At 32.9% G+C, this 13,473-nt stretch carries 12 protein-coding genes; 7 read left to right on the top strand and 5 right to left on the bottom strand.

Annotated features, from left to right (window positions below):
• The first annotated feature begins 330 nt into the window (after positions 1 to 330).
• From N2201_05640 to N2201_05655, 4 genes are all read left to right on the top strand, one after another.
• On the top strand, positions 331 to 1,473 hold the full coding sequence (locus N2201_05640; GenBank protein MCX7785692.1) for an acyl-CoA dehydratase activase-related protein: 1,143 nt from the start codon (positions 331 to 333) through the stop codon (positions 1,471 to 1,473).
• Positions 1,474 to 1,551: 78 nt separating this feature from the next.
• Positions 1,552 to 2,637, top strand: a complete 1,086-nt coding sequence (locus N2201_05645) for an acyl-CoA dehydratase activase-related protein (GenBank protein MCX7785693.1) — start codon at positions 1,552 to 1,554, stop codon at positions 2,635 to 2,637.
• Positions 2,638 to 2,659: 22 nt separating this feature from the next.
• Positions 2,660 to 4,645, top strand: coding sequence for a GreA/GreB family elongation factor (locus tag N2201_05650; protein MCX7785694.1), 1,986 nt, complete (start codon positions 2,660 to 2,662; stop codon positions 4,643 to 4,645).
• A gap of 7 nt (positions 4,646 to 4,652) precedes the next feature.
• Positions 4,653 to 5,321 (top strand): L-threonylcarbamoyladenylate synthase, encoded by a 669-nt coding sequence (locus N2201_05655; GenBank protein MCX7785695.1) that lies wholly within the window; start codon positions 4,653 to 4,655, stop codon positions 5,319 to 5,321.
• A 76-nt stretch (positions 5,322 to 5,397) separates the two neighbouring features.
• Here the strand turns inward: N2201_05655 and N2201_05660 are convergent, their stop codons facing one another.
• Positions 5,398 to 6,579: a trypsin-like peptidase domain-containing protein gene (locus tag N2201_05660; GenBank protein MCX7785696.1), complete on the bottom strand. Its 1,182-nt coding sequence runs from the start codon at positions 6,577 to 6,579 to the stop codon at positions 5,398 to 5,400.
• Positions 6,580 to 8,132: 1,553 nt separating this feature from the next.
• Between N2201_05660 and rbfA the strand changes: the two genes are divergently transcribed.
• Genes rbfA through N2201_05675 form a run of 3 tightly spaced genes read left to right on the top strand, consistent with a single transcriptional unit; the run spans position 8,133 to position 10,303 of the window.
• Complete coding sequence (rbfA, locus tag N2201_05665; GenBank protein ID MCX7785697.1) at positions 8,133 to 8,486, top strand: 30S ribosome-binding factor RbfA; 354 nt, start codon at positions 8,133 to 8,135, stop codon at positions 8,484 to 8,486.
• Entirely contained in the window at positions 8,455 to 9,390 is a 936-nt protein-coding gene (truB, locus tag N2201_05670) for a tRNA pseudouridine(55) synthase TruB (protein MCX7785698.1), read from the top strand. The genes rbfA and truB overlap by 32 nt, the downstream gene beginning before the upstream one ends.
• Positions 9,371 to 10,303 (top strand): bifunctional riboflavin kinase/FAD synthetase, encoded by a 933-nt coding sequence (locus tag N2201_05675; GenBank protein MCX7785699.1) that lies wholly within the window; start codon positions 9,371 to 9,373, stop codon positions 10,301 to 10,303. The genes truB and N2201_05675 overlap by 20 nt, the downstream gene beginning before the upstream one ends.
• Positions 10,304 to 10,341: 38 nt before the next feature.
• On the opposite strand, the gene N2201_05680 is transcribed toward N2201_05675, so the two are convergent.
• The 4 genes from N2201_05680 to N2201_05695 all read right to left on the bottom strand — a co-directional run bounded on the left by N2201_05680 (position 10,342) and on the right by N2201_05695 (position 13,330).
• On the bottom strand, positions 10,342 to 11,616 hold the full coding sequence (locus N2201_05680) for a dihydroorotase (GenBank protein ID MCX7785700.1): 1,275 nt from the start codon (positions 11,614 to 11,616) through the stop codon (positions 10,342 to 10,344).
• 25 nt (positions 11,617 to 11,641) lie between these two features.
• A complete protein-coding gene (gene pyrB / locus N2201_05685; protein MCX7785701.1) occupies positions 11,642 to 12,565 on the bottom strand; it encodes an aspartate carbamoyltransferase in 924 nt (307 codons plus the stop codon).
• A gap of 117 nt (positions 12,566 to 12,682) precedes the next feature.
• Entirely contained in the window at positions 12,683 to 12,910 is a 228-nt protein-coding gene (locus N2201_05690) for a DUF3098 domain-containing protein (protein ID MCX7785702.1), read from the bottom strand.
• Between the two features lie 9 nt (positions 12,911 to 12,919).
• Positions 12,920 to 13,330 carry a hypothetical protein gene (locus N2201_05695; protein ID MCX7785703.1) on the bottom strand — a complete coding sequence of 137 codons (411 nt, stop codon included), beginning with the start codon at positions 13,328 to 13,330 and terminating at the stop codon, positions 12,920 to 12,922.
• Positions 13,331 to 13,473: the final 143 nt, after the last annotated feature.

The raw sequence follows: 13,473 nt of genomic DNA on the forward strand, positions 1-13,473 counted from the left end.
GAGTAAAATTCAGTGATTTTAGTTTCTACAATAGCGGAAAATTATTTTTCTCAAAAATCTATTTACAAAATTAGGATTGGAGAATTAACAATCTCAACAGAGAATAAAATCATAGAAACTAAAATATCAAAGGGCAAAATACTTTTGTCATTCTGAAATTTAATTTAGCATCTCAAAATCACCATAGTCTTTGGCATTTGAGATTATTTATTATGCTCAAAATGATATAGGTGAATAGTATCTCTGATAATTGTGGTCTGAAAGCATATCTGCCTTATGGAAATTTGCAGACTTGACTAAAAAATTCTAAAGTATTATACTACAATACTGATGCCTCAAATCGGTATTCCGCGTGCATTATATAGTTATTATTATTTTCCACTGTGGCAAAAGTTCTTTGAAATGCTTGATTGTGAAATTATTTTATCACCGCCAACCACTAAAAAAATATTATCTGAAGGAGTAAAAATTGCTCCTGAGGAAATTTGTCTTCCGGTTAAAACTTTTTTAGGGCATTGCGCTTACTTAAAAAATCAATGCGATTACCTTTTAGTTCCCAGAATGGTCTGCATGCTAAATGAAACCCAAAACTTAAAATATGGTTGTCCTAAAGCAATTGGTTTACCTGATATAGTTAGCGCATGCTTTTCTGATTCAATAAATGTAATTGAACTGACAATTGATGAAAGGAAGATTAACCAAAGACATGCTTATTATAAAATCGGTCAAATTTTCTCAAAGGATAACAAAAAAATTGAGAACGCTTATCAATCTGCCATTACTTCAGAGTTGGGCTTAGGCTTTGCAATAAGAAAATGGGCACTCGGTGTTAATTTCTCAATAATAAGAACCTCGGTTTCTGAAAATCATTATATTCAACCTGCGATTGGTCTAATTGGTCATCCTTATCTTATTTATGATGCCTATATCAGTCTTTCCTTAATTGACTTGATTGAAAAATTTAATATAAAAGTCATAACGCCTAATGACCTTAATTTTCAAGAAATTAATTTAGACAATAATGGACAAAAAAAGATTTCGTCTGGTCAGAATCGGTCAAAACTAAATAATACCCAAATTAAAAATAATACCCAAATTAAAAACGAAGCAACTATAGCATCTTGTTGTTCTATGGCTCAGCATCGCACACAAAAACACCTTATTCTAAGTAGAACTTCGGATTATTTAAAACAATTAACTAAAGATGTCCACTGGTTTTACGAACAAAATATAATCAAAAGTGCTGGGTATCTATTAAAAAACAATTTGGTTTCTGGGCTTATCTTTGCGTTTAGTTTTTCTTGTGGTACTTCTGCAGTAGTTTCAGAAATAATAAAAAAAGAATTATTAAACTACTATCAAATACCAACTTTAACTCTCCTTTTTGATGAACATACTGCAGCGGGAGGTCTGATTACTCGAATCGAATCATTCGTTGATCTAATCCAACGAGAAAATTACAGATATGAATAATGTTTAACAAAACTTCTGATAAAAAAATATTAATTAAAATAATAAAATATATTATTAATTAAAATTCACCAGAAAGATATGAAATCTGCTTTTGCTTATATGGGCAACATTTATATTCCTTTGCGCACTTTCTTTAAGGAATTAGGTATTGAATTGATTGTGCCGCCGCCACCCAATAATAAAACATTGAAACTCGGAATTCAATATGCACCAGAAACTATGTGCATTCCCTTTAAGTTGACTTTGGGCAATATTATCGTGGCAATGAAAATGGGAGCTGATACTATTCTTCACACGACAGGTTTTTGGTCTTGCCGCTTTGGTTATTTTGGTAAACTTTATGCTTATATAGTTAAAGATTTAGGTTATAAATTCAACCATATTGATGTTAGTTTAATGCGTCTTAAAGAGCATTACCAATTAGTAAAGAAACTTAACAAAAATAGTGACCATCGAACAATGCTCTCATTTATAAAAGCATTTTCTAAGGCTTGGTATAAATCTTCTATTATGGAATTTATGGAAAAGACTGCTCGAGAAATCCGGCCTTTTGAAATTAATAAAGGAGAAGTTTCTAAAATTCTTGCAAAATACTTGACGGCATTAGATAATATTGATAGTATTAAAGATATGAATGGATTGAAAAAACAGTTTGTTAAGGAAATTGAAACAGTACCCAAAGATCTGTCAAGACCGATACTGAAGATAAAGATTGTTGGCGAGTCTTTTTGTGTAATTGAACCATTTGTTAACTTTAATTTAATTCAAACTTTAGGTGAACAGGGAATTTTTGTTGACCCATTTCTTACGGCTCATAAATGGCTTGGTTTTCATACTATAAGAAATGGTAGACGGGAATGGAAATCTATAGAAAAATTAGCCAGTAGTTATTGGAAATATAATGTCGGTGGCGAGGATAAAAAATCAGTTGGTTATACTTTGTTAGCTCCAAAGCAGGGTTTTGATGGTGTAATTTTTTTGCATCCTTTTGGTTGTATGTCAAGTAATGCGGTGCAACCAGTATTACATAAAATTAGCCAGCAACACAATATTCCTTTGCTTGATATCGGACTTGATGAACATACTGCTGAAACTGGATTTTATAATCGGATCGATGCATTTATTTCAATTTTGGCGAACCGCAGGAAAATACATCGGAAATGATTGATTGTTTACTTTAGAAAATATGACGGTTAATAATACGAAACGACCATCTCACTCAAACAGAGAGTTTCTTAACCAAGTAAAACATTTAGTTAAACAAAGACAATATGATACTTTGGGAGACTTATTTTTAGAGCACTTAGCTAACCTGTCCGAACCACTAATCCTAAACAATTTTTGGGAAGCGATTGATTATCTATCAGAAATTAATCAGGAAACATCATTTTTAGCAAAAGAATTAAGCCTTCTCATTGCTGACCATTTAATAGAAAACCGTCAATATCAAGAAGCATTGGTCCATTTTCAAAAGGTTTCTCGATATATCAATGCTAATGATAAAATCAGACCAAAAATTATATATTGTTATAAACAACTTTATCAAGAAAAACCACATTTTAATGAGTGCCTTAGAAAATCAGGAATTGTTGAGCAACAACCATTAGATGAAGCATTATCAGCATTTAATATGCTGATACAATTTGAATCCGGGACTCCGGTCTTTTCCAGTCGTTACGGTTATGGAGAAATCAAAAATATCGATTTCTTGTTAGATACGATAACGATTGAATTTTATGACCGGACGCCAATCACAATTACTCTTGAGCAAGCGATAAAATCTCTACAAATTGTTTCCCAGGACAATTTCTTTATTTTGAGAGCAAAGCGACCAGAGCAGTTGAAAAAAATGATTAGAGAGTCACCCGAGGAACTTTTGACCATAATCAAACGCGATGTGGTCGACGAAAAAAGTAAACTGATAGTGTTAGACACTATACCTGAATTATTGCAGAAAATCAGCCAACCTATGGCCGAATTAAAATCTTCGCTTCTAAAACAATTATTAAAAGGATATCTCGACGACGCTGAAATTGAATATTTTATTACCCAAATTAAGAAAAAGACGACTCAATCTCATAAAAAATCTATTTTGACCGATAGTCAGAATACTATCCTTTCGAAAATAGTTAAAAACATTGAAAAATTAACTACAGATGAAATTCTTGAACAGTTAAATCACTTTTCACCATCCCAGATAACAACTGAGTTATTGAAAGCGATTAGAAATAGACACTCTGCGGGGACGGGAATTCTTATGAAATTATTTTTAAGTCATAAAAATAAAAGAATCTTGCAAAGTATCTATAATTTACTAACTGAAAATGAACGAATGGAAATCATTAATAAAATCGATACGGAATATAAAACTTATCCAGAACATTTCTTATGGTTAACGGATGTTAAAACTAAAGAAAAAGAATATTTATCTAATCCGTTATCGGATTTAGTTCGATTTTTAGATATTGCTACTAATATTATGACAAAACAATATGCATCTGTAGTGCGAAAAAAAATAGTAGCCTCAGATTATGCTCTTATCCGAAAGGGAATTAATGAAGTTGAACCTAATCTTGCTATAGAATTATGGACTAAACTCAACCGCATAAATACTCTTTATCCTGAAGAGTTGGATAGGATTAAATCAATCTTTCAGCAAAGATTTCCTGAAATCTTCTCAGAAAAAGAAGACTGTCTTTACAATACAAAATCAGCGATTCGTAATAAAGAACAAGAATTGAAACACATCATTTCAGAAGAACTTCCTAATTGTGCTAATGAAGTTGCTCGCGCCCGTAGTTTTGGCGATTTGTCCGAAAATTATGAATATAAAGCAGCATTAGAAAAACAGCGTCGATTGATGAATAAAGTAACCCAAATTCAGAAAGAATTAGCAAAAGTCCGACCAATTGATTTTACTACAATTGATACCAGCCGAGTCAATATTGGCACAACTGTAAAATTATTACCCTTAGATTACAATTCAGAACAGAATATTATCACTTATACGATCTTGGGTCCCTGGGATTCAGATTTAACCAAAGGTATCATATCTTATCTGGCGCCATTTGCCCAAACACTATTGGGTAAACGGGTTGGTGATGAAATAGTCGATGAACAAGGCAAACATTATCGGATAATTGAAATAAATAAGTGTCTCTTTAATGATTAGTTAGATTATGAGTAAAAATGATTTCAAGAAAACTCAAATTATTAAGGCCAATCCTAATCAGCCTGAACCAAAAATAATTAAAATTGCCGGAGAAGTCATTATCCGAGGTGGTTTAGTTGTTTTACCAACTGATACTGTTTATGGTTTAGTTTGCGATGCAACTAATGCTCAAGCAGTAAAAAAAGTCTATCAGGTCAAAAAAAGACCATTATCAATACCTTTACTAATTGCAGTGAGTAGTGTCAAAGACATAGCAAAATATGTTCGAGATATTCCAGCCCAAGCAAAAATTCTGGCCAAAAAATTCTTACCCGGTGCTTTAACTTTAGTCTTAAAAAAATCATCAATCATACCAGATATTGTAACTGCGGGAAGGACTGATATCGGCATCCGAATACCTGATTGTAAACTTGTTTTACAATTGATTCGTTATACCAAAAGACCGCTTGTAATCCCTAGTGCGAACATCCACAATAGACCATCACCCATTACCGCTCAACAAGCCATAGAAGATTTATCTGGTAAAGTGGATTTAATAATTGATGGTGGCAAAACGAAACATGGTATTGAGTCCACTATCGTGTCAATCTCAAATAACAAAATAGAAATTATTCGGGAAGGAGCAATCTCTTATCAGACAATTAAAAATTATTTAAATCGAATAAAGAAAAAATAAAAAATACATATTTAGATACTAAAATCTCAATGAATTATTATGAAATTGGTCAATTAAAATACCTGCGTATCAAAAATTAAAACCGATAGAATATCCGAATTTGCTCACCTTGACGGTTAACTGCCATATCCAATTGATTAGTAACTAATTCTGCCAAACGGGCAAAGTCTTTAGCATTTTTCGGTCGCTGGTTGTTAATTGAAATTATAATATCGCCTGGGCTAATACCAAGCATCGCACCAATCGAATTTCTTTCTACTTCGACCACAACCACGCCGTCTTCAGTGGTTAAGTTGTATTTTTTCATTAAAGTAAAATTATTATCACTTACAGTTAAGCCGATTTTAGTCTTTATCTTTTCAATCTTTTCCTCGCTAACAATCTTTTTAGCGTTCTCTTTACTTTGAGCAATAAACTTCTTGACATTATTAATCGGGATAGCAAAGCCGATTCCTTCTGACCCACCACTACGAGAGAAAATAAAAGTATTAATACCAATTACTTCACCTAAGGCATTAGTTAGTGGTCCGCCTGAATTACCGGGATTAATTGCCGCATCAGTTTGAATCATATTCTTAAATTCCCGACCATCACTTTGACCTGGTTTCAAGTTACGGTTAAGTGCTGAAATTACTCCGACAGTAATCGACGGTTGAGCATCCTCTAACAAAAAACCAAATGGATTTCCGAAAGCAATACACCATTCACCAATCATTAAATCATCCGAGTTTCCTAAAGTTGCATATGGTAAATCTTTACCTTTAATTTTAAGCAAAGCCAAGTCATTCGTTCGGTTAATATCAACCAGTTCACCATCAAATTGTCGGCCGTCAGGTAAAGTCACTTTGATTTTCGTTGCACCTTCAACCACATGAGCATTAGTAACAATATCACCTTGTTCATTTATAATTACACCTGAACCCAGACTTTGAATCTGCTCTTTATATTGGCGGGGTGGGAAAAAATCTCGGAAGAAATCATCCCAAAATCTATCAGCAAATGGACTCAGAAATGGACTCGTAGTCACAACTCGTTCTTGAATTACAGTAATTGAAACGACTGCAGGGCTGACTTTACGAGCGGCTAAAACGATTGCAGTAGTTCGCGACAAACTAATTTCACCTTGTAAACTTGTTGGAACAATCGCTCCTGGATTTGTGACAATTTGGACAACTCGCGGTTTACGATAGGTTGCGACTAAAACGAATACAATAATAACAATTGAAACCACAATAATAAGTAACAGATTTTTTTTCATACTTTATTATAACTTGTGCTATTAGAATGTCAACTATGGTTCTGTTTGGTATGAAAATGGCTAATTTTGGTGGAAAAATTTTATTTATTAAAGATACGCATATCTCTTTCATTCCGTTTTAAGTTTTACCTTGGTTATTTCAAATGATACATTGTTTCCTAACAAAATAAGTTTTACCTTGGTTATTTCAAATGATATATTGTTTCCTAACAAAATAAGTTTTACCTTGGTTATTTCAAATGATACATTGTTTCCTAACAAAAGATTGAAGGAAAGAACCTTTTCTACTTTCCCTTTCAATTTTTTCGTATAGAGATATATTCAAATTTTTTTAAAAATTGGGAATATGGAATTTTATAGGTATAACTAATTATAGGTATAACTAAACCCCAGACATCAATCAAACAAGCCACCAGCCTGTTTTACCGAGGAGATAAAGGATTAGGCGACTTTATCTGCTATCCTATTGATAATCCAAAGGTTAAAGCATTCGGTCACATAAAGGACAATCGAAATATCTGTAGATTTCGTGGTCAGAAGGGTATGCCAGTGGGTTGCCGAGGGGTATGCCCCCCGGCCTGCCCCCTGGCTTGCCGACCGGCTTACCTATTAGGTGACCGATGGTGTCAGTTAAGCCGGTAGTTAAAACAAAAGTATAATCGAGTAGATTATTGGAACTGTCTATTAACAGAAACAGCAGGATAGAACATTAAAAAACTGGGGGAAAAGAATATACTTATCTTTAATTTACAGAACTTCCCCAAACCTTGACAATAATCTTTTCTTAGGCTATAGCTCATTGCGATAACCACAGAAGTGTTCATCTGCAACTCTTTGGAGTGGTTTGCGGTCGAAAAATTAGTCCTGCCCCACTAAAATAAGTAAGATTCAATAGCATCTTTTGCGCCATTACGAGCAATTGTATCAACTCTATCATTAAACATTTAATTTCCTTACGAATTTTGCGGTGCTTTGTTTTTGCTTGCAGTCAAAAATTACTCTTAACTTCATTTGATTTTTAACATAACCTTTCATTGTATGTACCTTTTTGCCGGCGCCTGACTTGTTTGATTAGTGCCGGCGCTTTTTATTATATTCATAAGATACTTAATTCTAATTTTTCCACAAAACTTGATTATATCTCAATTAAATAGAACTTTGAATCGTCCCTCAAAAATTACAAAAGACTGAAAATATTCCTAAATTTTAATGTATTCAGTGGCAAAAATTGATTTATTCATAAGTTTCAATTATATATATATTGATTTATTCAGAAGTTTCAATTATATATATCCTAATAAATTTCTATAACTTTTTACATTTTCTCTACGAGTTAATATGTGTTATCTCTTACAGATTGTGCTTCTATTCCACCAAATTATCAAAATGCATAAAATGTTCTTATTTCTATCCTTGCTTTGCAGTTTTCATTATTTTATGTAATCTATTTCCTATTATCTTATCTGTCTTTTGTGACTTTAATATTTCCGCAAATTTTGAAACCTCCATAAAATTTCTCTTTACAATTTACGGTTTTTATAAGATAATAATTTATGCCTTATCGCGAACAAAAAGTTGCTAATCTCATAAAAGATGCGGTCGCCCAAATTGTGCTTCAAGATTTGGCTGACCCTAATATTGGTTTTGTCACTATTACCGGTGCTAAAATAACCAGCGATTACAAAAAAGCTTTTATCTACTTTTCCGTTATTGGTGATGAAAACCGACAACAAGAAACATTAAGACGGCTCAACCATGCTGCCGGATATGTAAGACACCTCTTAAAACAAAAAGTAATTCTAAAGACTATGCCTGAAATCCGCTTTGAGATTGATACCCTACTTCAAGCAGAACAGAAAATCGGCTTAATTCTTGATGACTTGCACAAAAAGTCCGATAATCAATAAGTCGGAAAAGACAAGATTACGAGGCGTCTTACTATTAAATAAGCCCGTAGGTGTTTCCTCTTATGACTGTATCCGTAAGATAAAACCAATAATACCCAAAATAAAAATTGGACATGCTGGAACCTTAGACCCGATTGCCCAAGGACTATTAATTATCCTTTTAGGCGAGGCAACTAAAATCGCACAGTATTTAAGTTTTCTTGATAAAGAATATATTGCTAAAGTTCGCTTAGGGATTACAACGGATACGGATGATATTACTGGTAAAGTAATTAAAGAAAGTCCATATGAACATATTAATAAAGAAAATATTATAAATGTCATTAATTCTTTGAAAGATATAAAAACTCAACAACCGCCGCGCTATTCTGCACTAAAATATCAAGGTAAAAGAATGTATGATTTGGCAAGACAAAATATTAACTTCACACCAAAAGCAAAACCAGTTAAAATAAAACAGATTGAGATACTTGGTTTTAATCCACCATGGCTTGAAATTAAAACTACAGTTAGTAAAGGCACTTATATTAGAGCCTTAGCCCGAGATATCGGCGAATTTTTAGGATGCGGCGCGACCTTAGAAGAATTAATCCGCACTAAAATTGGAAAATTTAGAATTCAAGATGCAATTGATTTGGAAAATATAAGTTATGAGTTAATCGAAAAAGAAATGTATTCTCTAAATGAAGTATTAAATGATATTCCGGCGATTGTTGTTTCTGAAACAATTATCCGAAAGGTCCTCAACGGACAACCTTTATCCTGGACGCAGACAGAAGATTTGCACCTTGAAACCGATTTAATCAGAATCACAGATAACCAAAACCGAATTTTGATTATAGGAAAGTGTAAAGATAATAAAATCTATCCTGACCGGGTGATTTATGCAGATTTATCCGATTAGAGCCCATCAGCACTATCCAGAAATTGAAGGTGCAATAATTACAATTGGCAGTTTTGATGGCCTACATCGCGGACATCAAAAAATATTGCGTAAGGGAATGGAAATTGCTCAGAAATTGAAAAAACCGTTTGGTGTTATAACCTTCACGCCAATCCCCCAAATGATAATTTATAAAGATTTTCATTTTTTACTAACTACAGATGAGGAAAAAATTAAAATCTTAGAAGGGTATCCAATAGACTTTTTAGGGTTTATAAAATTTACCCCAAATCTTAAACAAGTTGAACCAAAATCGTTTATTGCTAATTACATTGTAAACCCGATTAGACCATCAGTAATTGTCGTTGGTGAAGACCATCAATTTGGTAAAGAAGGCAAAGGTAATATAAGTCTGCTTCGGAAAATTAGCAAAGAGTTTAACTTTGAATTAGTAGAGGTTAGTGCACTCAAATACCATTCTGCGCCAATTAAAAGCACCCGAATCCGCGAGTTATTAATTTTAGGCAATGTCAAAAGGGCAAATGAACTTTTAGGCTATCCGTATGCATTAACTGGTAAAGTTATTAAAGGAAAAGGATTAGGAAGAAAAATTGGCTTTCCTACTTTAAATCTATTAGTTAAAGAAAAAATGAAATTAATTCCCGCAGATGGTGTCTATCATATTAATGCTTTGATTGAACATAAACGATATAACGGATTATTATACATTGGGTCAGCACCAACAATAAATATTCCCACTACCCAAAGAACCATAGAAGTTCATCTTTTAGGCATTGTTCCTAATTTTCAACCTAAAACTTTGACAGTTGAGTTTCTTAGTTGGTTAAGACCGGAACGAAAATTTTCTACTATCGAAGAATTACGACAACAGATTACGACAGATGTTAAAAAAATAGAAAGACAGATTAAATAAACATTTAATTATTCAGTGAATAGTCCCCAAGATAATATTTAATCACCAAATTGGAAGATTTTGTTCTTGAGAATTACGGTTTCAATTTTACCTTTTAATTTATGACCAATAAAAGGCGAGTTTTTTGATTTAGAAAAAATATTGTCTTTTGTCAAAACCCATTCTTTACTTAAATCTAAAATAGTAATTGAAGCAAAAGCATTTTGGGTGATTTTACCTGATGTTTTTAGACCTAAGATCTTTGCTGGTTTGGTTGTCAAACAGGCAATATAATTTTCTAAATTCAAATATTTTTTTAGAACCAATTCTTGGTATCCTAAAGAAAATGCGGTTTCAAATCCAATCATTCCGGATTTGGCTTTATCCCAGTCAACTTTCTTTTTTGAAATATGCCAAGGTGCATGGTCAGTGGCAATTGCATCAATTGTGCCATCAGTTAAGCCTTCTTTTATGGCTTCAACATCATCTTTAGTTCTTAACGGTGGCGAAACCTTGTAATTGGTATCTAAGTTAACACAATCTTTTTCTGTTAGAGTAAAATAATGGGGACAGGTTTCAGCAGTAATGTTGACACCATTCTTTTTTGCCCCACGGATTAATTCTACTGATTTTTTCGTGGAAATATGAGCAAAATGAATATGGCCTTTGGTATAATCAGATAAAAGGATATCTCTTAAGACCATTAATGATTCAGAAAAATCTGAAATTATTTTTCGGCGGAAGATTTGGGTATCAAAAATTGGACCTTTAATCTCACAATGATTAATTATCGGAATTCCTAAATCTTTACATACTAATAAAAGTTGATACATAATTTTAGCATCATAAATTGGAGAACCGTCGTCAGAAACTGCCACTATACCGGTTTTGACCATACTTTTTATATTTGCAATTTCTTTGCCAGCCCTCTTTTTAGTGGCACAACCAATTACTAATACTTCAGCATTGTTTGCATTTTTCGATTTATCAAGAATATATTTTACCATCTCTGAGTTATCAATTGCCGGATTAGTATTAGGCATACAACATATCTTGGTAAAACCACCAGCAAGTGCGGATAAAGTTCCAGTTTTTATTGTCTCAGATAGAGTATTACCTGGTTCTCTCAAATGGCAGTGAAGGTCAATAAAACCCGGACTAATATAATGCTCAGATTCGAGTTGAATCACGGGAAGGTTTTTTATCCTTTGGGAACCAATATTTTTAATTATGCCGTTTTCGATATAAATATCAGGATTATCAATAATTTTTTCTCCGGGAATAACGATTTTACCACCGCGTAAAATAAATTTATTTAACTGGGTGATTTTCAATTTGGATTTTCCGAATTAAAGTGGCCTATCCTAATAGAATCATCTTAAGTAATGCCATTCGAATATAGAGTCCATTTTGGGCTTGACGAAAATAGGCCGCTCTTCTATCGGTATCGACTTCTGGATTGATTTCATTAACTCTTGGTAACGGATGCATAATAATTGCATTTTTTTTCATCACTTTGAGAATGTTCTTATCAATAATATACTTATCTTTGGCTTTTTCATAATCTTCAATATTTTCACCGAACCGTTCTTTTTGAATTCGGGTTTGATAGATGACATCAACTTTGGATGCGACCTTTTCCAGATTAGGCTCTTCGGCAAAAAAGACTTTATGTTTCAATAAATAATCTTTAATATCGTCCCGCATTTGCACAACATCCGGTGCGACAAAATACATTTTGATATCTTTATATTTAGTGAGTAAATAGGCAAGAGAACGAACAGTTCGACTATAAGCCAAATCGCCGACCATTGCAATTGAGATACCATCAATTTGACCGAGTTCTTTGTAAATTGTATAAATATCAAGAAGCGCCTGAGTTGGATGTTGACCAGGTCCGTCACCAGCATTTATAATAGGCACGGGTGAAACTTTTGCCGCTCGTTCCGCGGAACCACTTTCATAATGTCTTAAGACAATAACATCAGCATAATTGCCAATAATCCGAATGGTATCTTCTAAAGATTCACCTTTTGCCGCAGAAGAAAATTCTTTAGCACTTTCCGTTGAGATTACTTCACCACCAAGTTTTGCCATTGCTGATTCAAAGGATAATCTGGTTCGGGTGCTGGGTTCATAAAATATTGTTGCCATTATTTTTCCTTTTAGAATGTCCGACCCACCAGCAAGATTAATTTTTTCCATTTCCGATGCAACCTTAAAAATTCTATCTAATAACCTGCGATTAAACTGCTGGGCTTTGATAATGTGAAACAATCTCATTTATCCAATCTATTTTAGAATATAATAGACTGAATTACCAGTTCAGGGGTAAACCAAATTCTCACTCTAAACGAAGAAATTATTTTATAACCAGAAAAGTTATTTCTGTATTTCAATCTATTTCACAATAATAGAAAGCGGAATTAAAATGACATACCCAACAACCAATAGAATTGGTGCTAAGGTAATCGAACCTTTTGAGAGTGTTATAAAACCAACGATAATTGTCAAAACTCCTGCAAAAAACAAAATATAGTTTTTCGTCTTAAATACAATATTCGGACGAGGCGGGACTTTTGGCGCAGTCGGTTTTTTAATCTCTTTTTTCTTATCTAATTTCGGCATTAGAAAATACTATCCTAAATCTTGGGGTTTGTCAAGTTTATTTTTTATGAATTCAATAATTTCCGCACTATTTTCTTTTGGCAGTAAGAGATGAATGCCACGGAAATTATCAAGAAAGTTTTTCTTTGTGAATGGACTGAGCACAATACCGGTAGATGTAATGTAATATTTTCGGAAACGATTCCATTCTAACTTATTTTTGAATAATTTTTTATCAATAATGATTTCATTATCAGTTAAGGTATAAGTTGTGGGTAAGAAATAAGCATTTAATGAAGCAAATAAAACAATTGAGGCAAAAATAGCCCAAAAGATGCCATAGAAAAATATGAGAAAAATAATAAAAATGCCGAGAATAAGTGAAACATATAAAGTTTTCTTGGGAAATTCTTTAGCCCGATGCACCTTCCAACTAATCATAAATTAAATTGATTAAGGGGTTAATTTTTGATATTTGGTTTTTAATATTTAATCTTTGACAACTAATCAGAATTATCCTTTTGGTAATTGGTTTTTATTTTTGGTATTTAATTTTTAATTTGGCATAATGGGTCCGGTAGGAC

It is taken from the genome of candidate division WOR-3 bacterium (assembly GCA_026418155.1).
Classification (GTDB): Bacteria; Hydrothermota; Tepidihabitantia; order Tepidihabitantales; family CAIPLT01; genus JAOABV01.